Below are 24,782 nucleotides of genomic sequence, written 5' to 3'. Positions count from 1 at the left end.
GGTGCCGCAGGCATCGCCTGCATCGAGAAACTGGAGGAACGTTGAACATCACCGTCACTGCCGATAGGTCCCAGAACGATCAGGTGATCGCAAATCTTACCGTGCCTGCCGACGAGGTCGACAAGGCCATCGACATGGCCTACAAGGACATAGCCAAGAAGTACAACTTTCAGGGCTTTCGCCGTGGCCGTGCGCCGCGCCCTGTTGTCAACGGCATCGTTGGTCGCGATGCGGTCCTCGCTCAGGCCACGGAGGACCTCATCAACATGGCCCAGCCCCAGATGCTCGAGGAGCTCGACGTCGTGCCGGTCGGGCGTCCCGACTACGGTGAGGACGTTCCTACCGTTGTGGAGCACGAGCAGCTGAGCGCTACCGTCACGATCTCGGTGCCCCCGATCTGCGAGCTCGACTCCTATGACGCGCCCACCATCAAGATGCCCCCTAAGGACGCGACCGAGGCCGAGATAGATCAGCAGATCGAGGAGCTCATGAGCTACCACTCCAGCTATGAGGATGTCGAGGAGGATCGCGCCGCAGTCGAGGGCGACGTCGTGGTCGTCGACTCCACGAACCACGAGGGCAGGGCCGTGCCCGAGGGAGAGGGTCGCCAGATCTCCCTGAGCAGCTCCTACCTACCCAAGGAGTACGTCGCGGGTATCGTCGGCATGAGGAGGGGCGAGACCAAGGATATCGAGTGGACCGTTGAGGGCGATGAGGGGGAAAGCAAGGCGTTCTCCGTAACCGTCACCCTCAAGGGCTTCAGGAAGGCCGTCGTCCCCACGCTCGATGATGAGTTTGCAAAGAAGAACTTCGGTTTCGACACCGTGGCAGAGTTTCGTGACGCTGTCAAGGAGGAGATCGAGGAGGGGAAAGAGTCCGACCTGCCACGGCTCAAGGAGGATCGCGTCGTTGAGGAGGCGGGCAAGCATCTTCAGATCGAGAAGGTGCCCGATGCCTACGGCAACCAGGTCTTTTCCGAGCTTGCCAACGAGTTTCTCTCCCGGCTCCAGCGGCGGGGCATGACGCTTGACATGTACCTCTCGGCCCGACAGATCAAGAGCGATGCCTTCCTCGCCGACCTGCGCGTGCAGGCGGATGAGCGTGCCCGCCAGTCGCTGGCCCTCGATGCCCTCGCACGCCACCTTGAGTTCGACGTGACCGAGGATGACATCCGAAACGAGTTCGAGCGTGCTGACGTCGAGGACGTGGATCTCTCGGTGGAGGTCTTCACCGCAAATGGACGGATGCCTGCCATTCGCGAGTCCATCCGTCGTACCAAGGCCGTCAAGTGGCTCGTGGACAACTGCACCGTGGTCGAGGTGGACGAGGTCGCCGAAGCTCGCGCCAAGCATGATGAGTCCGAGAGCGAGGCCGAGCAGGCGGGTCACGATGCCGCCGATGAGGCCGAGCAGGCGGGCCTTGGGGCCGAGACTGACGCCGAGCAGGTTGGCCGTGAGCCCGAACATGCCGATGCCGACTCCGGGACGGATACTGAGGGGGAAGGCGCCCTCGGGCAGGACGAGGGGTAGACGCCTCGAGACCTGTCGCGGCCGCTCCCATCGGTGGTATCAGCAGGTTGGCAGCCCATCACCCTCGCTCGCTTTCCGTCGCTTGGTTTTGAGGAGGCGCTCCGTGGGTACAGTGCCCTGGAGCGCCTATTTGGTAAGAAAGGGAGTACCACATGCACAATCCTACGAATATACCCCTGATCCCCTACGTCATTGAGCAGACCCCGCGCGGTGAGCGCAGCTATGACATCTACTCACGCCTCCTGAACGACCGCATCGTCTTTTTGGGCGAGGGGATCACGCGCGACACCGCCAATCTCGTGGTCGCGCAGCTCCTGCACCTAGAAAGTCAGGATCCCGACAAGGATATCTCGCTCTACATCGACTCGCCCGGCGGTGAGATCTATGCTGGTCTGGGCATCCTCGATACCATGAACTTCATAAAGCCCGACGTGTCGACCATTTGCGTAGGCATGGCTGCCTCGATGGCCTCCGTCCTGCTGGCGGCCGGAGCTAAGGGCAAGCGCCTGGCGCTGCCCAACTCGATGGTCATGATCCACCAGCCCTCAAGTGGGGCCCAGGGTCAGCAGACCGACATCCAGATCGTGGCCGACGAGACCAAGTGGCTCCGCCAGCACATAAATGAGCTGCTCTCCCAGTACACGGGCCAGTCTGTCGAGAAGATCAACGAGGACACCGAGCGCGACCACTACATGCGTGCCCGTGAGGCACATCAGTACGGTCTGGTTGACAAGGTCATCACCTCTCGCTCCGAGCAGATTGACTAAGTTGGTTGCTAGCGTGGCTGATGAAAGGACGTTGTTCGAGGAACGACACCATGCGGCCGCTTGGGTATGCTCAAGACACGGGAGGCTCTATACACCGTGGAGAGTACCATCACGGGAGTCACGTGTAGGTCGCCTGAAATCGGTCACGTCACACCAAGGGAAGGTTTTTTAGGCTAATATTAAGGATAGAGTCGCCTGCGGCGGGCTGCTACAATGAGGCGACTCAATCCATGTAGCTATTGCCATACCATGTGTGGCACATGACGTTCAAATGAGGAGAAGCCAGATGGCACGAAACGGCACGCTGGGTAACAACGACGTTTGCTGCTCGTTCTGCGGGAGGAGCCGCGACCAGGTCAACAAACTCATCCAGGGGCGAAACGGCGTCTTTATCTGCGATGAGTGCGTAGGTGAGTGCTCGGACATCCTGACCGAGGCGAACGCGAGCATGGTCGAGGACGTCGACTTCGACCACTCGATACCCATCCGTAACCTTCCGACTCCGCATGAGATCTACGACGAGCTCTCGCAGTACGTAATGGGTCAGGAGGAGGCGAAGCGCTCGATGAGCGTTGCCGTCTATAATCACTATCGTCGCATCCTCTCGGGTGACGATGGGGATGCGGACGGTGAGGAGTCCACCGAGGAGGAAACCGAGCACGTCGAGCTTGCCAAAAGCAACATCCTGCTCCTTGGCCCCACGGGAACGGGAAAGACGCTTTTGGCCCAGACGCTGGCGCGCTTCCTTGAGGTGCCGTTTTGCATCGCCGACGCGACGACGCTGACCGAGGCGGGCTATGTGGGCGAAGACGTGGAGAATATCCTGCTCAAGCTCATCACAGCTGCAGACGGCGACGTCGAGCGGGCGCAGGTGGGCATCGTCTACGTGGACGAGATAGACAAGATAGCTCGCAAGGCCGAGAATCTCTCCATCACGCGTGACGTGTCTGGCGAGGGCGTTCAGCAGGCGCTTCTCAAGATCCTCGAGGGCACCGAGGCGAGCGTGCCACCGCAGGGGGGGCGCAAGCATCCCCAGCAGGAGCTCATCCATATCGATACCAAGAACATTCTGTTCATCTGCGGCGGAGCTTTCGTGGGACTCGACAAGATCGTGGCCGATCGCATAGGCAAAAAGGGCATTGGCTTTAACGCGGAGCTGGCCAAGAAGATCGAGGACAACGAGGATGAGCTCATGGCGCAGGTCATGCCCCAGGACTTGCATAAGTTTGGCATGATCCCCGAGTTCATCGGGCGTATTCCGGTGATCACCTCCACCAAGGAGCTTACCGAGGACGATCTGGTCGAGATACTGACCCAGCCCAAGAACGCCATCGTCAAGCAGTACAAGCGCATGTTCGAGATCGAGGGCGTTGAGCTTGAGTTCACGAAGGATGCACTGAGAGAGATTGCCCATCAGGCCCTTGAGCGCGGCACGGGTGCCCGCGGTCTGCGTGCGATCTGCGAGGCGACGCTGCAGAAGACGATGTTCGACCTGCCGAGCGACCTTGAGATAACAAGGGCCATTGTGACGTCGGCGTCGGTTGGCGGAGGCGTGTCTCCCGAGCTCGTGCGTAACCCCGGTGCTGTCGAGGATGCGGGCGTAGGCTACTATACGAGGCATCGCGCGAGCTAGTCTCATGGCCAAGTGGCACCGCAGCTCGCCCGGCGGTTGGTGCCCCGAAGCCTGTCATGCGGTTGGCGCCCCGAAGCTCGTCCGGCGCTTAGTGCCCCGCAATCTGCGGGGCACTGTCATAGCGACATTTGCCCAGTTGAGCTTAGATCGTTAGTGCCCGCCAATCTGGCGGGCACTAACTTTGGAATGGCAAACGATAACGTAAAGTCTACTGACTCTGATGCTAGCTGAGGGGAGACGAGAGGAGGGCTCGCGCGTTCGTGGCGAGCGTCTTGCGCAGTTCCTCGGGATTCAGCCTGCGAATGGCTGCGACTGCACCTATGGTGCGCTCAAGCGACTCTTGTATGGCAATGGCCGAGAAAGGCTCGCCCGCGTGTGGTGGGAGGTCGGTCTCGGTAAGGAGCTGCGCGAGGGGGAGCTGCCTTGCGTACTCGCGCCCGCGCCGTGTCCTGAGCATCATCTCATTGACGGAGAACCAGCAATCGGCTTGAACGGCGCGATGGAGCTCGTCTGAGCTGCCCGAGAACCAGTGGAATACGCAGCGGCAGCGCCTGAGGCAGCCTGTCTCCTCGAGGATGTCCAGACAGCTGTTCGCCGCGCGCACCGCATGGATCGAGAGGACCTTAGGGGTGGCGGGGTCGCTCGTCCTCGCGACAGCCTGGCAGATGCTACGAAAGGCTGTCACTTGGGTCGCCTCTGTGTTCTTGGGGACGTGTCGAGGCGAGAAGTCTAGACCAATCTCGCCGATGAGGCGCGTCTGCGCGGCGAGCTCTGTTGTGCGCTTCACGTCATCTGGCCCACAACGCCCGTCGGCCACCCACCAGGGGTGTAGGCCGGCTGCAAGATGAACGTTGGCCAGTTCGCCCAAGGTGAGGCGAGCCGCCTCGTAACCTCCAGGTTCCACCGTTACGGCAAGAAAGGCCAGGCCGCCAGCTGCGGCGTCCCGTGCGACCTGGGTGGCGTTGGACATGAGGTCCAGGTGGCAGTGGGCATCGAAGAGCCTAGTTGCTCCCTTGCCCGTCTCGTCTCCGTCGCCAGCAGTCATACCTGTCGCCCCCAGCTGAGCCCGGCAAGCTCACTGATCACACGACCTGCGATCATCTGTCCCATAATGGGTGACAGATAGCTCATCGTGCCGAGTATCGAGGCGCCCTCGCGTACGAAGCCACCCTCGCCCAAGGCTACTGCCTTGCCTTCCGGCTCCTGGGGCCGCTCGTCGGACCACAGCACCTCCAGGTGTCGAATGCCACGTCTGCGGCACTCCTTGCGCATGATGCGTGCAAGGGGATCGTTGGTGGTGCACCCGATGTCGGAGAAGCGCAGACGCGTTGGGTCGAGCTTGTTTGCACCCCCCATGCTGCTCACGAGCGGCAGGCCCTCATCCTGGCACCAGCGGGCGAGGATGAGCTTCTGGCTTATCGTGTCAATGGCGTCAACCACATAGTCTGGGCACGGGAGGGTAGAGAGCGCAGGCACGAGACTCTCCTTAGAGAGAAAGGCTCGCAGGGTCGTGACCTCGCAGGTGGGGTTTATGTCAGCCACGATGCGCGCCATGACCTCTGTCTTGGCCTGACCTACGGTGCTCTGGTAGGCGACGGCCTGTCGGTTGATGTTGCTGGGGGCCACCACATCACGATCTACGAGCACAAGCGAGCCCACGCCACCCCGCGCGAGTGCCTCTGCGCAGTTGGAGCCTACGCCTCCCAGGCCCACCACCATCACGCGGGCCGCCTGCACGCGAGCGAGCCTTGCCTTACCCATGACCAGGCGCAGACGGTCGGTTGCGCTCTCTTGGGCTGTGCCCTTCGGTCTTTCGTCCTCTTGTGTGCCCACTATCCTCCTTTACAAACCCCAAGCGTTGAAGCGCGCCAGCCGAGATGCCCACCCTAACTGCTCCTGTTCAGGCATCCTGCGTATACCGTGCCTGTGACATTCTAGGGCAACGAGCGGCGAGAGGAGCGCCTGGCAGCGCAAATGTGCCGCCGCCCCGGCGGCGTGGGCCTCAGGTCCGAGCGCCTTGGCATCACGGGGGCCATGGGACCGTCGATGTCGTGGGACCCGTGGCCCTATCCAGTCGCACGAGCGGCCGTGGGGACAAAGAGTGTACACAGATCGGCGAAAACGGCTTCTCGGCGCCGTTCTGAGGCATTTGTGTACACTGTTGCGGTTGCGTCGGCTGCAGAGTGCGCTTTTCCGTGAGGTGGCTCGACGTTTGCCCAGGTGAGGAAAAGCGCATTCTACGGAAAGGCGCATTCTGAAGCCCGCCGGTCGGGCAGAGTGCGCCTTTCCGTGAGGCCAGACTCCGAACCGAGATCTGCGGACCCTCGCGCAAGCCGCCCCGCAGGCTGGCGGGGGGTTGCTCGAGCGCATTTGCCCAGTTGAGGCATTCTCCATAGTGCCCCGCAGCCTGGCGGGGGGTTGCCCCACACCTCCCGGGCACCGTGACGTGACGGAAAAGCGCACTCTAAGACCCCCGGACTAACCAAACTGCGGTTTTTGGTGAGGCGCTGGAGCAGAATGCGCTTTTTGGTCTCGCCGCGATCGAGGGGCGAGTGCAGAGTGCGCCTTTCCGTGAGGTGCGCCGTAGTGGACAGGCGTGGGGACAAAGAGTGTACACAGATCGGCGAAACTGGCCTCTCGGATCCGTTTTGAGGCACTTGTGTACACTGTTGCGACGCGAGCCGCGTCGGGTGGAACGAGGGCCTCGACCGCCATGGCGCGCCGGCGGCGTCCCCTCGCTGGCCCCCTCCCCTTTGGTCGGGAAAACAAGCTCTGCGCGAGCGCCGCCGCCGCTAGCTTGGCGTCTTTGCTGAGACGTTCACTCACACAAACTCCCGAGGAGCCCAATGACGCTTGGCTTGCCCTCACCATCATCGCTGTGGTGATTGGTTGCACCGTATCATCCTTCCATTTCCCATACGGATCTGGCCAACGTCTCGTCCTTTTGGGCTACACTGGTTAAAATATATCCTGACTTCCGCAGTAAATTTCAAATAAAAGGGGCCCAGGCCTGCGGACATGTCTTGTCTCCCATGATCATTTTGCCTGCGGTATCCTACCCTTTGCCGCCTTTGCCAGGATCTCCGTCGCCCTGCCCGTGGTCAGGACCCTGAGCTTGAGGTCCTCCAGACCCACGGCCCCCACGAGCAGGTCAGACTCATTTGTGCGATGGTCGAAGACCCACCAGTTGGCGTCCACGTTGGTGCCCGACATGGCGGCGATCTCCTCGCGGATGCGTCCGCAGGGCAGGCCGGTCGCGCGCTGCAGCAGCCGCAGTATCGTGAGCGCCACGTAGCAGACGAGGAGGTGAGCCTCTATGTGCCGAGGCGTCCACACGTAGACGGGTCGCGTCCTGAGTTCGGACTTCGTGACCCTGAACGACTCCTCTATCCTCCAGAGCTCCCGGTAGGTGTCGATGACCTTGCCGTCTGGCCAGCCGGTCTCGCTGGTGACGATGAGGTAGTAGCCGTCGTAGCGCTCTGCCTCGGCGATGGCCTCCTCGTCGAGCTCCAGCCTGCGCGTCTCGATGACCTCCCCGGTCTTGCCGTCGAAGTGCAGGTTCCTGACGAACCGGGCGGCCCCGTGGCTGGTGGCCCTCGTGTAGGCGCCCGGGTTCGCCACGAGCCCCCTGGCCCTCTCGATGACCCTCTCTCGCTCGCGGCGTGCCCGGCGTGCGTACCTCTCGGACCAGAAGGCCACGTACTTGACGTCGACGCGCACGTCCTGGGTCCTGCCCGACGCCGTGTCGGCCGCCCTGAGGTGGACGGTCTTGAAGCCCTGCCTCGACTTCGACCTGAACCTCGCGTCGCCGCCCGCCCCGCGCTCGTAGCCCTCCTCAGAGAGCACCCACGCCCTGAGCTCCTTGTCCGACCTGGTGCCGCGCACCGACTGGGAGAGGACGAACCCGTCGCCGGAGGCGGCTGCGGCGGCGATGTTCTCCGAGCAGTCGGGCCCCTTGTCGGCCACGGTGACGACGCGGTCGACGCCGCAGTCGCGCTTCATGTCGGATAGCACCGGGATCATCGTCCGGCAGTCGGCGGTGTTCCCGGGGAACTTGCGGTAGGCCATCGGGATGCCGTTGGCGTCCTGGAGCAGGCCCATCTGCACGATGGGGTTGGGCCTGCGCTCCTTGCTGACCCCCTTCCTCCTGAGCCCGTCCTCCTTGTCGACCTCGAAGTAGTAGTTGGTCACGTCGTAGTACACCGCCGACAGGTCGCGGGCTCCGGAGGCGGCGATCGACCTGTTCATCGCGGAGACGACGGCGTCCCTCGACGCCGCCAGCTCGTCCAGCGCGCGGTAGGCGTCGTCGTCGGTGAACTCCGCGCGGAAGAAGTGGCGCCCCCTGTCGGGCCAGGCCGCCCTCTTCGAGCCCGGGTCGACGATCCGCTCGCAGACGAGGAGCCTCAGCACGGCGTTGAGGTCGTACCCGACGCGCCTCCCGCGCATGCGGTTGCGCAGCGGCCGCTCGACGCCGAGCGCGGCGTACTGCGAGAGCGCTATCGCGCACCCCAGGTTCTTCCTGTTGGAGGCGCGCTTGTCGATCCTCTGGGCGGGGTGGACCTCGATGGGGACCGACTGCTCGGACGCCCTCCTGGCCTCGGTCAGCTCGGCGGCGCGCGCCCTGCCCCAGGCCACGGGGTCGGCGTGCTCGGCGGCGAGGGCGTCCAGGTGGCCCAGGTTCTCCACGGTGCGTTGGCGCGAGCGGCCCTTGCCGGGGTCCCACCAGCTCTCGACTATCGAGAGCCTGCATTCCCGACTTTTGTATGACGTGAACTGACTGCCTCCACATCATGTGGGTGATTTGTGCATGGGAGCCTGACAGGCTCCCATATCTTGTGTTCCGGAACCACGTCATGTATCATTATATATGACGTGGTTCATTGACGGCAGGGAGGGCGGAGATGGCCCTGATAAGGCAGACCGACAGGCGCACGGGCACCGTGTACGTGTACGAGGCCGAGGCGAGGTGGGACCCAAAGAGGAAGCAGTCGCGCTACGGCAGGCGCAGGCTGGTCGGGCACGTCGACCCAGGGACCGGCGAGGTCGTGCCCAACAGGCCGACCAGGGCCCCGTCGCCCGGTCCCAGGCGCGAGTTCTACGGCGCGTGCGCGCTGCTCGACGCCGCTGCCGGCGAGTCTGGGGTCGCGGCGGCGCTCGGGCGCGCGCTGCCCCACGGCTCGGACCAGGTGCTGTCGCTGGCCCACTACATGATCTGCGAGGGCTCCGCCCCGCTGTCGCGCTTCCCCAGGTACGCGGCCACCCACGCCACGCCCCACGGCGCCCCGATCGCCTCCCAGCGCTCCTCGGAGCTGCTGGCCTCGATCGGCGAGGCGGAGCGCGACGCGTTCTGCTCGGCCCTCGCCGGGCGTCACGGGCGGGGCGACCGGCTCTTCTACGACACGACGTCGATATCGTCGTACTCCGAGGCCCTCGCCCAGGTCAGGTGGGGCCGCAACAAGGACGGCGTGCCGCTGCCGCAGATCAACCTGGCGATGCTGGTGGGGCAGGACAGCGGCATGCCGCTGCACTACCGCAAGGTGGCGGGCAACATAGCGGACGTCTCCACGGTGAGGGCGCTCATAAGGGACATGGAGCCCTCCCTCCCCGGCAGGGTTCGCCTGGTGATGGACCGCGGCTTCTGGTCGGCCACCAACGTCAACGCCATGATGCGCGAGCACCTCAAGTTCCTGATGGGCATGCCGACGTCGCTGAGGCTGTTCAGGGACGCCGTCGACGCGCATGCCGGCGAGCTCAGGAGCTGGAAGAACTACGACCCCTCCACCGGGCTCTACGGCATGAGGGTCGCGCACGGGTGGGACTACGAGGAGAGGCGCCCGCGCAGGGGCGACGTCGTCAGGGCAAGGCGGCGCAGCTACGTGTACCTCTTCTTCGACGCCTCCAGGGCGGCCGAGGCAGAGCGCAGGCTCGCGGCGCTGCTGCGCGCCTGCGCCTCCGAGCTCTCCGCCGGCAACCGCGTCGAGGCCCACGAGCGCCACTACGACGAGTACTTCGAGGTCGTGCGCGGCAGGCCGGTGGGCAGGGACGCGGCCATCGCGGCCGCCACGGCCCGCGCGGGGTACTTCGCGCTGTTCTCCAACGAGGTCATGGGTCCCTTCGAGGCGCTGGCCGCCTATCGCGACAAGGACGCCATAGAGAAGCGCTTCGGCGACGTCAAGTCCCTGCTCGACCTCCGCACTCCGCGCGTGTCCACCGAGGGGACGCTCGCGGGGAAGCTGTTCGTGACGTTCGTCGCGCTCGTGCTGACGGCGTGGCTGCGTCGCCGCATGCGCGAGACGGGGCTCGACGAGGAATACACGCTCGAGGGCCTGCTCGACGAGGTGGAGACCATCGAGCGCCACACGCGGAAGGGCCACAGGCCCAGGGTGCTGGAGGTCACCGGGAGGCAGCGAGACATCTTCGACAGGCTGGGCTACAAGCTGCCGACCATGTCATAACTCTCCGGGAATTTAGGTCGAGAGGCTGACCCTGCCGCCCCTCTGCGGCGTCTGCTTGAGGTACATCGCGCTCCCTTCCGTTTCCCTGCCCGTATGATACTACGGTAGGAAGCGCGAGCAAAAAAATTCATCTGATTTGACAAGAGGATGAGTGCTCCAGCAGGGACAATGAAAGAAAACTCGATCTCTATACTGCGGAACTGCGGAACAAGCTCTGCGCGAGCGCCGCCGCCGCTAGCTTGGCGTCTTTGCTGAGACGTTCACTCACACAAACTCCCGAGGAGCCCAATGACGCTTGGCTTGCCCTCACCATCATCGCTGTGGTGATTGGTTGCACCGTATCATCCTTCCATTTCCCATACGGATCTGGCCAACGTCTCGTCCTTTTGGGCTACACCGGTTAAAATATGTTGTCATCAGAAGGCAGAGACAGATCCATCATACGTTTTGTCGGATGCGGTTCCGTAGGGGAGGGGTCATGGCGAGTATACTTGATGTTGCTGAATATATTCTTGAGAAGACGGGATATGTTTCGACCATGAAGCTGCAGAAGCTCGCCTTCTACAGCAACGCGCTTTCCCTCGTCGAGACGCACCGTCCACTTTTTCCCGAGACCTTTCAGGCGTGGGTGAACGGCCCCGTCTCCCTTGAGCTCTACCGCAGGCATAGGGGAAGGTTCATCATCGGACCGGGGGACATTGCTCCCAATCCCAAGATCGTCCAACCCCTTAGCGAGCACGAGCGATCGTTCGTTGACCGGACCTTGCATGTGCTCGGCGACTATGAAGGCGATCAGCTTAGCGGACTCTCGCATGGGGAGGCACCGTGGAGCGATGCGCGTCAGGGGTGTGGGGATAGCGATCGCTGCAGCGTGGTCATCTCTAATGAGGCGATAGAGGGCTTCTATGCCTCGCGCCGGTGCGACAACCCCCTGTTCTTAGGGGGAGAGAACTGAATTCAAGGGTGACCGAGCGACTCTCCGCCAAGCGTTCGATCACCTCGCACGTTGACGGGTTGCCATGCGTGAGGTGGCCCGCTGTCTGCGGATCCCGGATAAATGAGTAACAAGGATACCCGTGTTGGCAACATGGCGCTCGTTGCTTCCCGCCCAGTTACCAGCAAGCGTATGCATGCGGTGTCTGCGCCGGAGTCGCTCGAGGGCCTCGGGCGTGTTTCTCACTATGAGATCGATGACCCCTGCGAGCGCGGTGTCATCCACGTGCTTCTTCCTGAGCCTCTTGGCGTCCCGGACGAACGCCGGGCTGTACTGGGCCTCAAGTCTCCCCATGGCATCAGGCCTTGTATGCCGCATCGAGAAGGTCGCGGCCGGACGAGAACGACTGTCCCGTGCCGCCTGTGGCCAGAATCTCGGCACCCTCGCGTAGGGCGGCGATGGTTTCGTCGTTGGGGACGTCGTACGAGAGGCTCAGGGGGATCCTGCGCTCGCGCACGATCTGACGGTAGAATGCCCTCGTGACCGACGAGAGGTCGAAGCCGAAGTCCTCGACGATCTCGGTCGCCTCGGCCTTGGTCTCATCGTCCACACGTATCGTCACAGATGCCATGGCTGCCTCCTTTGTAAGACATAAATATGATATTGTCTTACAAATGCCATGCCAATACTACTGGCATCCCAGTTCACTATGCCGCCAAATAGCCATTTATATAAGGTCTTATGTTTGACACCGGCATATCGCAGTCATGACTGTTAAAGAATAGCACCGAGATCTCGGAGAGCCTGCTCAACGGCTCGGGCATCTTCCTTCGATAGGGGGCCGTACCGCGAAGCGTTGTCGAACGCAGCGAGGGGAACGGTCATCGTTTTCGAGCACCGCGCTGTTGAGGGCTTCGTAAGCCCAGCCTGCTGCCAGTCGACTATCCTGACCTCGCCGGGGAACTCAGGTCTTGGACCGTGACCTGTCACCTTCGCCACGAGGGCGGTGTCCTTGTCGTGGTCGACGACGGCTACGATGGCAGGCCGCACCTTGCTGACCTTGGGTTGGTCCTCGTAAACGAACTCCAGCCTCCACACCTCGAAGGGTCTGGGGCTATTCGTCGTCATCGTCGTCTCTCCACCCTGCAGGAACTACGAGCTTGCTGGCTTCCATATGGGCGTGGAGGGTCTCGTTGTTCGCGTAGTTGATACGCGGATCGCGACGTACATCGAAGGGGAACCCTCCGCACTCGTTGAACTTGAGTACAAATACCTTCAACGCGGTGGATGCATTCATGCCCAGGGACTCGGCTGTTCTGGAGAAGCGCTCCTTGTCGGAGGGCTCTACCTTCGTGTTGAGTGTTGCTGTAGCTGCCATAGTTACTCCATTATTGGAAAATATATACCTATTGTATGTATTTTAGCATCTGACAGCTCGACATGATGCGGCGGATATTGCCTATGGTGACCTTTCCGGCCGCACGTTCCTGTTTGTATTCGGCGAGGTAGGCGCGCAGGTCGTCGCTCGTTACCTGGGTGTAGGGCTTTGCGAGGGCTTGCGTCATGAGCGCGAGCGTGGTGCGGTAGTAGGCGATTGTCCTGGGCGAGTAGCCTCGATCTCCTTTGCCGTAAGGAAGAGCTTCAGCAGGTCGGCCGGGTCCTGGGCCGACGGGGTCTTGGTGCGCTCGAATGCGGCTCTCATCGTGGCCTTGAGCTGCTTGAGCTGGAACGCGTCGAGAGGGGCTGCATGTGGGACGGGACGATGTTGATGATGACTTCCATGGGGCTGTTCCTTTCCTTTGAGGGGATTTGGAACAGTGTGCAGGGTGGCTGTGGATTGGACAGCCAAATGGCTATTTGACGGCATAGCGAACTGGGATGCCAGTAGTATTGGCATGGCATTTGTAAGACAATATCACATTTGCCTGCATAACCATGGTCCTTGAAAAGCATCACGTAAGACGTTATACTGACAATGTCAGTACGTATGAGAGCGAGGATAACATGGCTGCTTCATCGGTAACAATTCGCGTTGACGGTGAGATCAAAGAGGGCGCTTCGCGCATCGCCGAGCACTTCGGCTTTGACCTATCTTCGGTCACACGTGCGTTTTACATGCAAATGATTCGAGAGAACAGGATTCCGCTGAATCTTTCCGATCCCGAACCCAATGAGGAATCGCTTGAGGCTATTCGCGAAACGGAGGAGATGATCCACTCAGGCACAGGACAGAGCTACGCCACTGCTCACGATCTCATTCAGGCAGCACTTGCATGATAGGACGCCTTAAGGCAAAGTATGCTCCTGCATTTAGCCGCGATTTGAAGAAGGCTGCGAGGCGCAATTGGAGTCTTACAGACCTTGAAGCTGTCATCGGTCTCGTGTTGGACAACACTGTCGAATCGATGAACATTCTGAGACAGCGGCACAATATGCATCGTCTCTCGGGCAAGTGGGGAGGCAGCAACGAATGCCACGTTGCCAATGCGGGAGACTGGCTCATCATCTGGCGTACAAATGCCGATGTTGCGTACTTTCAAAGGACAGGTTCGCACGACGAACTGTTTCGTTGCAGGCCCTGCCTGTTTAACGAACCCGCTGCCTTCAAGACTACCGACGCGATCATGGGGCGCGTCGACTCGCTGGCTGACCTTCCGGAGTCGGGACGCCGCTCGACGTCAAACGCATTATCCATCCGCCCTATCGTTTCGTCGCATCGGGACACTACCTCGCCTTCCACCGCGTTAAGAGCGGCTGCGTCTATATAAGGTGGCGATATCATGCTGAACAGTTCGTTTCGCACGACCATCAAACCAGAGAGAAGATCCGATGGCGACATACATACCGAGGGTCTTCGACTTGGCGCTGAAAGACAAGCTCGCCTCAAAGGGCGCGGTGCTCGTCGAGGGTCCCACGTGGCGCGGGAAAACCACGACGTGTGAGCAGGCGGTGAGTAGCGTCGTATACCTGCAGGACCCAAGGACGTGCGGGCAGAATCTCAGGCTGATACAGCTCGATCCAAGCTTTTTCTCAAGAGCGAGATCTCCAAGCTCATCGATGAGTGGCGGGAGGTCACCGAGCTCCGGGACACAATGCGTTTCGAGGTGGACAAGCGCGATGAGTTTGGGCAGTTCATACTGACCGGATCGGGTGTACCCCCGACCTGAGCAAGGCCCACCACTCTGGCATCGGGCGGATTGGCAGGATGCGTATGCGCCCGATGTTCTTGCTCGAGTCGGGGGAGTCCAGCGGAGGGGTCTCGCTCCGCTCCCTGTTTGACGGCGGGCCAGTCACCATCGCAAGGAGCAGACTGACCTTGGGGGACGTCGCGTTCCTCACGTGTCGTGGAGGTTGGCCCAATGCGGTCGGCCCAAGGCGGTTGGCCAGCCCAAGGAGCTTGCCCTGTAGCAGGCCCAGGACTACGTGGACGCCGTCGTTGAGTCCGACATCTCGCGGGTGGACGGCGTGAGGCGCGACCCCGAACGAGTGTGCATGCTCATGCGCTCGTACGCCAGGATGACCGCCTCGCAGGGCAGCTACGAGACGATGTTGCGCGACGTCGCAAAGTTGGGGCTGTCGTTTGGAAGGACCTCGTTCCTCGAGTATGTGGCTGCCCTCAAGAGGCTATTCGTGACGGACGATCTGGGGGCGTGGAACCCCAACCTCCGCTCCAAGGAGGACGTCCGCACCTCCCCGACACGGCACTTCGTGGATCCATCCATAGCCACGGCGGCGCTCGGTGCCGACCCCGGGGACCTGATGGGCGACCTGAACACGTTCGGCCTCGTGTTCGAGAGCCTGTGCGTAAGCTCTCAATCGGAATGCGACGTAAAAATTTGTGTCGTATTTGCGTCGGAAGCGTCGTATGATTCCTCTAGGATGCGGGGAGGGTGATCATGAAAGAGAGCAGACGGCTGGAGTTCAAGGAGCAGTTCTCAAATACGTTCCTGAAGACGGTAAGCGCATACGCCAACTACGGGACGGGGGAGGTGCTCTTTGGCGTCTCGGACGATGGGAGGACGGTGGGCTTGGAAAACCCCGAGCGGGACCGCCTGAGGATTGAGAACGCCATCAACGATGGGATATCCCCACGTCCGTACTTCGAGATCACTGAGAACCCTCGAACGAAGGTCGTGACGCTGCGAGTTCCTGAGGGGGACGACAAACCGTACCTCTATCGGTCAAAGGCATATAAGCGCAGCGATACCTCGACGGTCGAGGTTGATGACCTTGAGCTTAAGAGGTTGGTGCTGGAGGGATCGAACCTGAGCTTCGACGGACTCAGGTCACGCAGTCAGGACCTATCGTTTGGCATGCTCGAAAGTGCCTTGGAAAAGGAACTAGGCATCAGCACATTCGACGATGACACGCTCAGGACCTTGGGACTTCTTACCGTCAAGGACGGATTCAACAATGCCGCAGCCCTGCTCGCCGACAAGAATGCGTTTCCCGGGGTGGACCTCGCCCGCTTTGGGGACATCAACAGCATCCTTGACAGGGAGACCCATAGCGGTGTCTCTGTGCTACGGCAGCTGGAAGCCGCGCTGGAGATGTTCGATCGCTACTACAGCTATGAACGAATAGAGGGCTTCAAGCGGGAGCGGCACGAGAGGGTTCCTCGCGAGGCCTTTCGAGAGGCCGTTGCCAACGCCCTCGCCCATAGGACGTGGGACGTAGGCGCCCACGTCCGGGTTTCTCTGTTCCACGACAGAGTCGAGGTGGCATCGCCTGGGGGTTTGCCAAGTGGGATGACGGTCGATGACTATCTCTCGGGAAACCTCTCCATCCTGCGGAACCCCGTTCTGGGGGGCGTGCTCTTTCGACTCAATGTTATCGAGCAGTTTGGTACGGGGGTTCGCCGCATCAGGCGAAGCTATGCGAGGATTGAGGCCCAGCCGCGGTTTGTCGTGACCGATGGGTCGATCACGGTTATCCTGCCAACTGTGGACGGCGCCTTCGAGCTTGATGACGAGGAGAGGCAGGTGCTCTCCCTCTTTGTGTCGGGACGTGTTCTGTCGAGCGGCCAGATCGTTGAGTCAAGCGGGTTTGGCAAGGACAAGGTCCTACGGGTGCTAAGGCGGCTCTCTGGGAAGAACCTCGTGCGCGTTCAGGGTTCTGGTCGCGCCACGCGCTACATCAGGGCCTAAGTGACGTGACGGCGTGACATGATGGCGCTCGGTCGCATGAGTAGCCACCCGGGGCAGGCGTGATCACTGGCGGCATGTTGATCTCATGTCTGTAAGAGGCCACTACCGGTTTTGACCACTCATCCATCTTTCGCCGCGCTTAAAGCAAACATCCGGCTATAGCCGGGGATATGACATGCTTCATGTGTAACTTCCCAGAAGATAGGTGGCAGACGTGGTCGGACCAGATGCGTTACTTTGAGAAGCATCCGATAGCTTGACTGGCTCGCCTTGTTTTGCGAGAATGGACCTGTGACGGGAGAGATTCTGTTCCTGCCGTCTATTAATGTAACCTCTTGGAAGTAGATACCCCGTTATCAGGGGATTTTCGAAACCAAGAGGTTTTTTTGGAGGTTCTACTGGTATGTTTAGTGAAACCACGGCCATTCTCGTTGATGGAGCCTTCTATCGGAGGCGTTCCTATTATCTTTTTGGAGAGAAGAATCCAAAGCAGCGGGCAAACGAGCTCGTTCAGTACTGCCAACGGCATCTTAAAGGAACGAGCGAACAAGAAGATAATCACTTGTATCGTATCTTCTACTATGACTGTCCTCCGATTGGAGGAAATCTCTATCATCCGTTGTTGCAAAAAGCCATTCCAATGGGGAAATCGCCAACATACGAATGGTCAACCGCGTTTTTCGGAGAATTGGCCAATAAGCGCAAGGTTGCGTTAAGGATGGGGCAGATCCAAGAGCGTGAATCAGGGTTTCGTGTGAAGGCAAAGAGCATGAACAAGTTGTGTCGTGGTGAGATTAGAGTAGATCAACTGACCGAGAGAGACTTTGAACCAGATTTCATCCAAAAGGGAGTCGATATGCGTATCGGCCTTGATATTGCCTCTCTTGCATATAAAAGACTGGTTAGTCAAATTATCTTGATTGCTGGGGACAGCGATTTTATTCCAGCGGCAAAGCACGCTCGTCGCGAAGGCATTGATTTCATACTCGATCCGATGTGGCAATCGATTCGTATCGAGCTAAACGAACATATTGATGGCCTGCACTCCTGTACGGCAAAGAACCCAGACCCAAAAACAGAGCCTCTGCACGCTGGGTATCATTAGGGCTAGTATTCCTATCTCACAATATGACCTGACATGAACAGAAGAGAGTAAGGCATCTCATGAATCCTTAGGCTCGTGAGCTGTCCTGTTGAGACGTTTGACGTCTTGTGCGAGGTCTGGCGAGGGCCGCCACCTCATCCCTCTCGTGCTAAGCTAGTGAGCTGTCGGCCCGCACCATCGCTGCGGGTTTTCAGCAGGCTGTTCTGTTGGCCGCGCGCGCTCAAGACACGAGTGCCAACACGTGCCCACAGGACTCAGAAGAAAGCGAAGCGCCATGGAAGAGATGCCAAAGACCTATGACCCGCAGGCAACCGAGCCAGAGCTCATCGAGGCATGGATGAGTGCGGGCTGCTATCGGCGCTCCAAGGGCGTCGGTGACTGCACCGTCGTGATCCCGCCCCCCAACGTCACCGGCATCCTCCACATGGGCCATGCGCTGGACGACTCCATCCAGGACAGCTTCATCCGATACAATCGCATGCGCGGCCGTTCTACCCGCTGGATCCTCGGCACGGACCACGCCGGCATCGCCACCCAGACCAAGGTGGATAAGCGGCTCAAGGAGGAGGGCGTCTCTCGCCTTCAGATTGGCCGCGAGAGGTTCCTTGAGGCCTGCTGGGACTGGCGTCGCGAGTACGGCGGCACCATCGTGAGCCAGATCAAGCGCATGGGTTGCTCCATCGACTTCGAAGACGAGAAGTTCACGATGAGTCCCGAGTACGCCAAGGCCGTACGCAAGGTCTTTGTGGACTGGTATCATGACGGGCTCATCTACCGCGGCAAGCGCATCGTGAACTGGTGTCCGAGCTGCAAGACGGCCATCAGTGACGATGAGGCCGAGTATAGGGGCGAGAAGGGTCACCTCTGGTATTTGCGCTACCCGCTCGTGGAGCCACAGGACGGCATCGACCATGTGACCGTGGCGACGACGCGTCCCGAGACCATGCTCGGCGACACGGGCATTGCTGTCTCGCCGTCCGATCCCGACAAGCAGACCTTCGTCGGCAAGACTGTGATGTTGCCCATCGTCGACCGCGAGATTCCCATCTTCTCCGACTGGCATGTGGACGCCGGCTTTGGCACCGGCTTCGTGAAGGTGACGCCTGCGCACGACCCCAACGACTACGCGATGGGCCAGGCCCACGACCTACCCCAGATCAATATCTTTGACGAAAGCGCTCACGTCGTGGACGGCTACGGCGAGTTCTCCGGCATGAGCCGTGACGAGTGCCGCGAGGCTGTCGTCGCCTGGTTCGAGGAGCACGGCCTCCTCGAGAGGGTCGAGGAACTCGATCACTCCGTCATGCACTGTTACCGCTGCGACACGGCGCTCGAGCCTTGGCTCTCGGAGCAGTGGTTTGTGGCGGTGGACAGGCTCAAGGAACGCGCGACCGAGGTCGTGCGCAACGGTGAGGTCACGTTTCATCCCGCACGTTGGACGGACACCTACCTCACTTGGATGGATGGCCTCAAGGACTGGTGTATCTCGCGGCAGCTCTGGTGGGGTCACCGCATCCCGGTGTTTTACTGCGAGGACTGCGGCTGGCAGGACGCCCTTATGGAGGATATTGACGTCTGTCCCAACTGTGGTGGGCATCACGTGCGGCAGGACGAGGACGTGCTCGACACCTGGTTCAGCTCGCAGCTCTGGACCTTCGCTACGCAGGGCTGGCCCGATCACCCCGAGCAGATGTGCGGCCACCATCCCACGAAGGTCCTTGTGACCGCTCGCGACATCATTGCGCTCTGGGTGGCTCGCATGGTGATGAGCTCGCTCTACTTTACGGGGGAGGTGCCGTTCCATGACGTGTACATCTATGCCACGATCCTCGCCAAGGACGGCAGCCGCATGAGTAAGTCCAAGGGCAACGGCGTGGATCCCATGGACCTCATGGAGAGGTATGGCGCAGACGCCATGCGCTACAACCTGCTCACGCTCATCACCACCAACCAGGACGTGAGGTTCGATGCCAACATAGACAAGAAGACCCATGCGCTTATTGACAGCCCCCGCACCGAGCAGGCCAAGGGCTTCGTGACCAAGGTCTGGAACGCGAGTCGATTCGTCCGGATGAACCTCGACGGGTACGTGCCGGGTGCTCCCAAAGCCGAGACGCCCGAGGACGCCTGGATGCTCTCGCGCCTGGCGCGCATCGTGCGCGAGTCCACCGAGGCGCTTGAGGCCTATGGCTTTGGTGACTACGCCCGGAACATCCAGTCCTTCTTCTGGAACGAGGTCTGTGACTGGTATATAGAGCTCTGTAAGGGACGCCTTCTGGACGGTGGGGGAGCCGAGCGCCTGCAGGTCCAGCGCAACCTGGTCTTCGTGCTCGACGTCTCCCTGCGCCTGCTGCATCCCGTGATGCCCTTCGTGACCGAGAAGGTCTGGGATGCGCTTCCGGCATCAGGTTTGGGTCGTGCCGCTGCCGACGGCGAGGGGGATGCCCGCTTCCTCATGCTTGCGGCCTGGCCCGAGTCCGCCGACTTTAAGACGTTTGTGAATGATGTGGCCGAGCATGACTTTGAGCTGGCCAAGAGCCTGGTGTCCGTCGTACGCTCCACGCGTGCGCGGTACCGCCTCTCTCCCAAGGAAGAGCTGGACGTGGCTGTGCGTGCCTCTGTCGAGGACTGTGCCGTCCTCGAGGCACAGCACGACTTCATCTGCGGGGTCGGTCGCGTGGGTGCGCTTATGGCGAGCGTGGGACAGCAAAAGCCCGAGGGTGCCGTATCGGTCGTAGACGGGGGCCTTGAGGTCTTCGTGGTCGTGGGTGGCCTTGTGGACCTTGCGGCCGAGGTGGCGCAGCTCAGAAAGGGGCTCGCAAAGGCCGAGGGGGAGCTTGCCGGTGTGACTAAGACGCTTGGCAACGCAGGCTTTGTCGCCAAGGCGGCGCCTGCGATCATCGAGAGGAAGCGAAGCCAGCAGGCGGAGTTGGAGCAGACCGTCGAGCGGCTCAGGGCGCAGATCGCGGATCTGGCGTAAGTGGCCGAGTCACTTGTGCGTCGTGGTGTGCGACGAGGGAGTCCAGAGGAGTCACAGTTTGGTCGAGCGAGGGGTGCGACCATAGACGTCCCGCAGGCAAAGTCGGCGCTGAGAAAGCGCATGAGGGCGCTGAGGGCGTCCCTTCCGGACGCCGGGCGCGTCGCTGCCGACGCCGCGATAGCGAGGGGGGTCTTGGGCCTCTCGGCGTATCGTGCGGCTGATGTCGTCCTCTCCTATCTCTCGATGAGAGACGAGGTGGAGACTCGCGAGATCATCCGTGATGCTTGGGTGAGAAAAAAGGTGGTCGCCCTCCCATACTGCGTACCTCACACGTGCGACCTGCGCTGGTTTCGCGTGGATCGTCTCGACGGTCTGGTGAGGAACCGCTTTGGCGTCGAGGAGCCCGACCCGGTGACGGCCGTGGAGGTCGATTGGCGCCAGGCTGCGGTACCCGTTGCCCTGGTGCCCGCCCTGAGCATCGACGACGAGGGCTATCGCTTGGGTTATGGTGCCGGCTTCTACGATCGTTTCCTCGCGGACTTTACCGGCGTCTCGATAGGGCTATGTCGTGCGGCGCAGCGAGTCAAGAGCCTATGTGACCTGGGGGCCGTCGGTGTCTTCGACCGGCCTGTGGACGTCGTGGTGAGTGGTTGATGGGCCAAGGTGGCAGCTGTCATCAGTGGGAAGGGGAGTTCCGCAGATGGGAGACAACATGTCAGACATCGAGATCGCCCGGGAGGCCCATATGTTTCCCATCGCCAAGGTGGCCGAGAGGGTCGGCCTCGATCCGGCGTGGCTCGAGCCTTACGGAAGCCATAAGGCCAAGCTCGACGTCCGAGCTCTGAGGGACCTGTCTTTCAAGGCCAGGCTCATCCTCGTCACTGCCATCAATCCTACACCTGCCGGTGAGGGCAAGACCACGACCTCCATAGGTCTCGCAGACGCCATGAACCGCCTTGGGCGCAAGACCATGCTGGCCCTACGTGAGCCGTCTCTTGGTCCCGTCTTCGGCGTCAAGGGCGGGGCGACGGGCGGGGGACATGCCCAACTTGTCCCCATGGAGGACATCAACCTGCACTTCACGGGTGACCTCCACGCCATCGCTGCCGCCAACAACCTCTGTGCCGCCCTGCTCGACAACCACGTCAAGCAGGGTAACGCCCTCGGCGTCGACCCTCGCCGCATCGTCTGGAGGCGGTGCATGGACGTGTGTGACCGCCAGCTCAGGAACGTCGTCGATGGGCTGGGCGGTATCGCGGACGGCGTGCCCCGACAGGACGGCTTCGACATCACCGCCGCCTCGGAGGTCATGGCCGTCCTCTGCTTGGCCGCCGACCTTACGGACCTCAAGGCCCGCCTCGGTCGCATGGTCATCGCCTACAGCTACGACGGCGAGCCCGTCACTGCCCATGACATCGGGGCCGATGGTGCGATGGCCGTCCTTCTCAAAGACGCCCTCAAGCCCAACCTCGTCCAGACGCTCGAGCACAATCCCGTCCTCGTGCATGGCGGACCCTTCGCTAACATCGCCCACGGCTGCAACTCGCTGATCGCGACGACGACGGCCATGAGGGTTGCCGACTTTGCCGTGACCGAGGCTGGCTTTGGTGCCGACCTTGGTGCCGAGAAGTTCTTGGACATCGCGTGCCGTGCAGCGGACCTTGCCCCCTCGGTGGTCGTGATCGTGGCGACGGTGCGCGCTCTCAAGTACAACGGGGGCGTCGCGAGGGCCGAGCTTGGCCGGGAGGATCTCGAGGCTCTTGAGAGGGGTGTGCCCAACCTGCTCAGGCACCTCTCCAACATCCGCGACGTCTTTGGCCTTCCCTGCGTCGTTGCCGTCAATGCCTTTCCCACAGACACCAGATCTGAGCTTGACCTTGTGACCGAGAGCTGTCGCAGACTGGGCGTGAGTGCAGTCCTCTTTGAGGGCTGGGCCAAGGGCGGAGAGGGTGGGGAGACCTTGGCCCGCGAGGTCGTGCGTCTTTGCGAGGAACCTTCGGAGTTGCACCATCCCTACGAGCTCGACGAGGGCATCGAGGGCAAGCTCGACGCTGTGGCGACCAAGGTCTACCGTGCCGACGGCATCGACCTGACGCCAGCGGCCGCAAGGCAGCTGCGACAGCTCGAGGAGCAGGGCTTCGGGGGCCTTCCCGTCTGCGTCGCCAAGACTCCGTACTCATTCTCGGATGACCAGACCAAGCTCGGTGCTCCCAAGGGCTTTCGCATCACGGTGCGTGGGCTTAGGGTCTCGGCTGGTGCGGGCTTCATCGTGGCCTTGACCGGTGACGTTATGACCATGCCCGGCCTTCCTAAGATTCCGGCAGCAGAGGGGATGGATGTTGCGGCAGACGGGAGTGTCATCGGCCTGTTTTGAAGTCCGGTCCTAAGGTCGGCGCTGTCGTATTGCGCGTGAGCGCGCACGTCCTCCTCGCCCAGAATGCGCCTTTCCGTGAGGGTGACGATCCAGAATGCGCTTTTCCGTGAGGCGACGCCACGTTTGCCCAGGTAAGGAAAAGCGCACTCTACGAAAAGGCGCACTCTGGCCCCGATCCCTCACGGAAAGGCGCACTCTGCGGTCCCCAGATCGCACAGACTGCGCTTTTCCGTCACGTCGCCGCCCGGGAGGCGTGGGGAGTAACCGCCCGCCAGGCTGCGGGGTACTATGAAAAATGGCTCAACTGGGCAAATGTGTTCGAGCAACCGCCCGCCAGGCTGCGGGGGGGGTTGCGCCAGGGCCCGCAAAGATCGGTTTGGAGTTTGACTTCACGGAAAGATGCAGTATGCGTGGCTGCCGGGCCCAGAGTGCGCTTTTCCGTGAGGGTGACGATCCAGAATGCGCTTTTCCGTGAGGTGACGCCACGTTTGCCCAGGTAAGGAAAAGCGCATTCTACGGAAAAGCGCACTCTGGCCCCGGTTCCTCACGGAAAGGCGCACTCTGGCCCCGGTTCCTCACGGAAAGGCGCGCTCTGGCCCCGATCCCTCACGGAAAGGCGCACTCTGCGGTCCCCAGATCGCCCAGAATGCGCTTTTCCGTGAGGCGACGCCCGGGAGGCGTGGGGCGCAACCGCCCGCCAGGCTGCGGGGCACTATGAAAAATGGCTCAACTGGGCAAATGCGTTCGAGCAACCGCCCGCCAGGCTGCGGGGGGGTTGCGCCAGGGCCCGCACATTTCGGTTTGGAGTGTTTGAACGTCTGCCGTTGCCGTATGCTGGAGTCTCACAAGAGAGACGTGGCTGAGGGAGAATGACGAATGGTGGTACATGCGACGAAGGCGTTTGCCTCGGACTTCGACGGGACGCTCCTCTTCGATGGGTGGTTCAAGACGGGTCTTCTGGGCACCGGGCGCCTCATTTCTCAGGACGTCGAGGCGATCAGGGCGTTTCGCGACGGCGGTGGCCTTTTTGGCATCTGTACGGGACGTGCGCTGGCGGGTGTGACGGAGGTTATTGGCGGCGCCTTTGGCCTCGACTTCTGCATCACGGTCAGCGGCGCTCTCGTCGTTGATGGGAAGGGCATGGCTATTGAGTCGCATGTGCTGGCTCGCGATCTGTGCCAGGGACTCGTGGGCAGGTACGTGACGCCGGGAGTCCTCGCATACCTGCAAGGGAGGGGCTTCTTCTTCCTCGGTGAGTCGAATGACCCGATGGTCACTCCGATTGCGAGCCTAGATGAGCTGTCCGAGGACGTGCACTCCATCTCTTTCGGCTTCGAGGATGCCGGGTGTGCCGCGCAGTGCGCCGCTTCCATCGAGGAGGAGTACGGAGATGTTGTGAGTGCTTTCCTAAACGTGAGGAGTGTGGACGTGGTGCCGGTGGGCTGCTCGAAGGGTCAGGGCGTGCGTTGCGTGCGTCGCCACTTTGGTGTGGGGGCCATTGGAGGCATTGGCGACAGCTTCAATGACCTGCCGCTTTTGCGTGAGGCGGATGTCGCCTATGCTCTTGATTTCGCTCCCAAGCAAGTACAGGACGAGGCGGACGTCGTGGTTCCCTCCGTCGCCCAGGCTCTCTCTGACCTTGCCGCACGATAGGATCGGGCCGTTAGAGGACGCTACATGCGCGTGCTACCTGCCGATATGCTTGTGCCATTCGGTGACGGCGAATGGTACGTCCATCGCGCACTCGGCGCCACCGAGTGGTACGGAAGTCGGCATACACGCAGTTGTTAGGAAATGGCGTGCCACCCGACGCCACCGAATGGCACGCCCATCGCGCACTCGGCACCACCGAGTGGCA

At 61.4% G+C, this 24,782-nt stretch carries 23 protein-coding genes; 15 read left to right on the top strand and 8 right to left on the bottom strand.

Translation table 11 applies throughout. The features are described from left to right. The first annotated feature begins 41 nt into the window (after positions 1-41). The 3 genes from tig (at position 42) to clpX (ending at position 3,929) form a co-directional block, all read left to right on the top strand. Positions 42-1,529 carry a trigger factor gene (gene tig / locus ADJ70_RS07140; protein WP_083443878.1) on the top strand — a complete coding sequence of 496 codons (1,488 nt, stop codon included), beginning with the start codon at positions 42-44 and terminating at the stop codon, positions 1,527-1,529. Positions 1,530-1,681: 152 nt separating this feature from the next. Then, on the top strand, positions 1,682-2,296 hold the full coding sequence (locus tag ADJ70_RS07135; protein WP_050340485.1) for an ATP-dependent Clp protease proteolytic subunit: 615 nt from the start codon (positions 1,682-1,684) through the stop codon (positions 2,294-2,296). A 286-nt stretch (positions 2,297-2,582) separates the two neighbouring features. Beyond that, positions 2,583-3,929, top strand: a complete 1,347-nt coding sequence (gene clpX, locus ADJ70_RS07130) for an ATP-dependent Clp protease ATP-binding subunit ClpX (RefSeq protein WP_050340483.1) — start codon at positions 2,583-2,585, stop codon at positions 3,927-3,929. A gap of 223 nt (positions 3,930-4,152) precedes the next feature. Here the strand turns inward: clpX and ADJ70_RS07125 are convergent, their stop codons facing one another. The 3 genes from ADJ70_RS07125 to ADJ70_RS07115 all read right to left on the bottom strand — a co-directional run bounded on the left by ADJ70_RS07125 (position 4,153) and on the right by ADJ70_RS07115 (position 8,615). Beyond that, positions 4,153-4,974, bottom strand: coding sequence for a TatD family hydrolase (locus ADJ70_RS07125; RefSeq protein ID WP_050340481.1), 822 nt, complete (start codon positions 4,972-4,974; stop codon positions 4,153-4,155). Continuing rightward, positions 4,971-5,762, bottom strand: a complete 792-nt coding sequence (locus tag ADJ70_RS07120) for a ThiF family adenylyltransferase (RefSeq protein ID WP_253273131.1) — start codon at positions 5,760-5,762, stop codon at positions 4,971-4,973. Before ADJ70_RS07120 ends, ADJ70_RS07125 begins: the two co-directional genes overlap by 4 nt. 1,203 nt (positions 5,763-6,965) lie before the next feature. Next, positions 6,966-8,615 (bottom strand): IS1634 family transposase, encoded by a 1,650-nt coding sequence (locus ADJ70_RS07115; protein ID WP_050340479.1) that lies wholly within the window; start codon positions 8,613-8,615, stop codon positions 6,966-6,968. 215 nt (positions 8,616-8,830) lie between these two features. Between ADJ70_RS07115 and ADJ70_RS07110 the strand changes: the two genes are divergently transcribed. Together ADJ70_RS07110 and ADJ70_RS07105 are read left to right on the top strand one after the other, a co-directional pair. Beyond that, on the top strand, positions 8,831-10,384 hold the full coding sequence (locus ADJ70_RS07110) for a transposase (protein ID WP_050340478.1): 1,554 nt from the start codon (positions 8,831-8,833) through the stop codon (positions 10,382-10,384). A 478-nt stretch (positions 10,385-10,862) separates the two neighbouring features. Further along, positions 10,863-11,339, top strand: coding sequence for a Panacea domain-containing protein (locus tag ADJ70_RS07105; RefSeq protein ID WP_050340477.1), 477 nt, complete (start codon positions 10,863-10,865; stop codon positions 11,337-11,339). Between the two features lie 39 nt (positions 11,340-11,378). Here ADJ70_RS07105 and ADJ70_RS07100 read toward each other — a convergent pair whose 3' ends face one another. From ADJ70_RS07100 to ADJ70_RS15660, 5 genes are all read right to left on the bottom strand, one after another. Further along, positions 11,379-11,672 (bottom strand): type II toxin-antitoxin system YafQ family toxin, encoded by a 294-nt coding sequence (locus tag ADJ70_RS07100; protein ID WP_083443877.1) that lies wholly within the window; start codon positions 11,670-11,672, stop codon positions 11,379-11,381. Positions 11,673-11,676: 4 nt separating this feature from the next. Next, a complete protein-coding gene (locus ADJ70_RS07095; protein WP_050340475.1) occupies positions 11,677-11,949 on the bottom strand; it encodes a type II toxin-antitoxin system RelB/DinJ family antitoxin in 273 nt (90 codons plus the stop codon). A gap of 143 nt (positions 11,950-12,092) precedes the next feature. Next, positions 12,093-12,446, bottom strand: coding sequence for a type II toxin-antitoxin system PemK/MazF family toxin (locus tag ADJ70_RS07090; RefSeq protein WP_050340473.1), 354 nt, complete (start codon positions 12,444-12,446; stop codon positions 12,093-12,095). Next, positions 12,433-12,696, bottom strand: coding sequence for a translation repressor RelB (locus ADJ70_RS07085; RefSeq protein ID WP_050340472.1), 264 nt, complete (start codon positions 12,694-12,696; stop codon positions 12,433-12,435). Before ADJ70_RS07085 ends, ADJ70_RS07090 begins: the two co-directional genes overlap by 14 nt. 28 nt (positions 12,697-12,724) lie before the next feature. Continuing rightward, on the bottom strand, positions 12,725-13,009 hold the full coding sequence (locus tag ADJ70_RS15660; RefSeq protein ID WP_371256199.1) for a phage integrase N-terminal SAM-like domain-containing protein: 285 nt from the start codon (positions 13,007-13,009) through the stop codon (positions 12,725-12,727). A 313-nt stretch (positions 13,010-13,322) separates the two neighbouring features. On the opposite strand from ADJ70_RS15660, the gene ADJ70_RS07080 reads away from it, so the two are divergent. From ADJ70_RS07080 to ADJ70_RS07040, 10 genes are all read left to right on the top strand, one after another. Next, positions 13,323-13,595, top strand: a complete 273-nt coding sequence (locus ADJ70_RS07080) for a type II toxin-antitoxin system RelB/DinJ family antitoxin (protein ID WP_050340471.1) — start codon at positions 13,323-13,325, stop codon at positions 13,593-13,595. After that, positions 13,592-14,086, top strand: a complete 495-nt coding sequence (locus ADJ70_RS15655; protein ID WP_083443875.1) for a type II toxin-antitoxin system YafQ family toxin — start codon at positions 13,592-13,594, stop codon at positions 14,084-14,086. The genes ADJ70_RS07080 and ADJ70_RS15655 overlap by 4 nt, the downstream gene beginning before the upstream one ends. A gap of 216 nt (positions 14,087-14,302) precedes the next feature. Then, the gene (locus tag ADJ70_RS07075) at positions 14,303-14,485 is read left to right on the top strand and encodes a hypothetical protein (protein ID WP_050340469.1); all 183 of its coding nucleotides are present in this window, start codon (positions 14,303-14,305) and stop codon (positions 14,483-14,485) included. 256 nt (positions 14,486-14,741) lie between these two features. Then, the gene (locus tag ADJ70_RS07070) at positions 14,742-15,212 is read left to right on the top strand and encodes a DUF4143 domain-containing protein (RefSeq protein ID WP_050340466.1); all 471 of its coding nucleotides are present in this window, start codon (positions 14,742-14,744) and stop codon (positions 15,210-15,212) included. 2 nt (positions 15,213-15,214) lie between these two features. Then, positions 15,215-16,465, top strand: coding sequence for an RNA-binding domain-containing protein (locus ADJ70_RS07065; RefSeq protein ID WP_050340465.1), 1,251 nt, complete (start codon positions 15,215-15,217; stop codon positions 16,463-16,465). 403 nt (positions 16,466-16,868) lie between these two features. Then, complete coding sequence (locus ADJ70_RS07060) at positions 16,869-17,570, top strand: NYN domain-containing protein (protein ID WP_050340464.1); 702 nt, start codon at positions 16,869-16,871, stop codon at positions 17,568-17,570. A 274-nt stretch (positions 17,571-17,844) separates the two neighbouring features. Next, complete coding sequence (locus ADJ70_RS07055) at positions 17,845-20,550, top strand: valine--tRNA ligase (RefSeq protein ID WP_050340462.1); 2,706 nt, start codon at positions 17,845-17,847, stop codon at positions 20,548-20,550. Further along, entirely contained in the window at positions 20,551-21,204 is a 654-nt protein-coding gene (locus ADJ70_RS07050; protein ID WP_050340460.1) for a 5-formyltetrahydrofolate cyclo-ligase, read from the top strand. It abuts the gene before it with no gap. Between the two features lie 46 nt (positions 21,205-21,250). Continuing rightward, on the top strand, positions 21,251-22,924 hold the full coding sequence (locus tag ADJ70_RS07045) for a formate--tetrahydrofolate ligase (RefSeq protein WP_050340459.1): 1,674 nt from the start codon (positions 21,251-21,253) through the stop codon (positions 22,922-22,924). Between the two features lie 876 nt (positions 22,925-23,800). Beyond that, positions 23,801-24,577 carry an HAD hydrolase family protein gene (locus tag ADJ70_RS07040; protein WP_050340457.1) on the top strand — a complete coding sequence of 259 codons (777 nt, stop codon included), beginning with the start codon at positions 23,801-23,803 and terminating at the stop codon, positions 24,575-24,577. Positions 24,578-24,782 lie beyond the last annotated feature (205 nt).

The organism is Olsenella sp. oral taxon 807 (assembly GCF_001189515.2).
Classification (GTDB): domain Bacteria; phylum Actinomycetota; class Coriobacteriia; order Coriobacteriales; family Atopobiaceae; genus Olsenella_F.
This window is presented reverse-complemented; position numbering and strand designations above follow the sequence as displayed.

Coding starts and splice junctions, on each gene's coding strand:
- ADJ70_RS07135 (WP_050340485.1), top strand. CDS start 1,682: ATGCACAATCCTACGAATATACCCCTGATCCCCTACGTCATTGAGCAG.
- clpX (WP_050340483.1), top strand. CDS start 2,583: ATGGCACGAAACGGCACGCTGGGTAACAACGACGTTTGCTGCTCGTTC.
- ADJ70_RS07125 (WP_050340481.1), bottom strand. CDS start 4,974: ATGACTGCTGGCGACGGAGACGAGACGGGCAAGGGAGCAACTAGGCTC.
- ADJ70_RS07110 (WP_050340478.1), top strand. CDS start 8,831: ATGGCCCTGATAAGGCAGACCGACAGGCGCACGGGCACCGTGTACGTG.
- ADJ70_RS07105 (WP_050340477.1), top strand. CDS start 10,863: ATGGCGAGTATACTTGATGTTGCTGAATATATTCTTGAGAAGACGGGA.
- ADJ70_RS07100 (WP_083443877.1), bottom strand. CDS start 11,672: ATGGGGAGACTTGAGGCCCAGTACAGCCCGGCGTTCGTCCGGGACGCC.
- ADJ70_RS07095 (WP_050340475.1), bottom strand. CDS start 11,949: ATGGCATCTGTGACGATACGTGTGGACGATGAGACCAAGGCCGAGGCG.
- ADJ70_RS07090 (WP_050340473.1), bottom strand. CDS start 12,446: ATGACGACGAATAGCCCCAGACCCTTCGAGGTGTGGAGGCTGGAGTTC.
- ADJ70_RS07085 (WP_050340472.1), bottom strand. CDS start 12,696: ATGGCAGCTACAGCAACACTCAACACGAAGGTAGAGCCCTCCGACAAG.
- ADJ70_RS07080 (WP_050340471.1), top strand. CDS start 13,323: ATGGCTGCTTCATCGGTAACAATTCGCGTTGACGGTGAGATCAAAGAG.
- ADJ70_RS15655 (WP_083443875.1), top strand. CDS start 13,592: ATGATAGGACGCCTTAAGGCAAAGTATGCTCCTGCATTTAGCCGCGAT.
- ADJ70_RS07065 (WP_050340465.1), top strand. CDS start 15,215: ATGAAAGAGAGCAGACGGCTGGAGTTCAAGGAGCAGTTCTCAAATACG.
- ADJ70_RS07060 (WP_050340464.1), top strand. CDS start 16,869: ATGTTTAGTGAAACCACGGCCATTCTCGTTGATGGAGCCTTCTATCGG.
- ADJ70_RS07055 (WP_050340462.1), top strand. CDS start 17,845: ATGGAAGAGATGCCAAAGACCTATGACCCGCAGGCAACCGAGCCAGAG.
- ADJ70_RS07045 (WP_050340459.1), top strand. CDS start 21,251: ATGGGAGACAACATGTCAGACATCGAGATCGCCCGGGAGGCCCATATG.
- ADJ70_RS07040 (WP_050340457.1), top strand. CDS start 23,801: ATGGTGGTACATGCGACGAAGGCGTTTGCCTCGGACTTCGACGGGACG.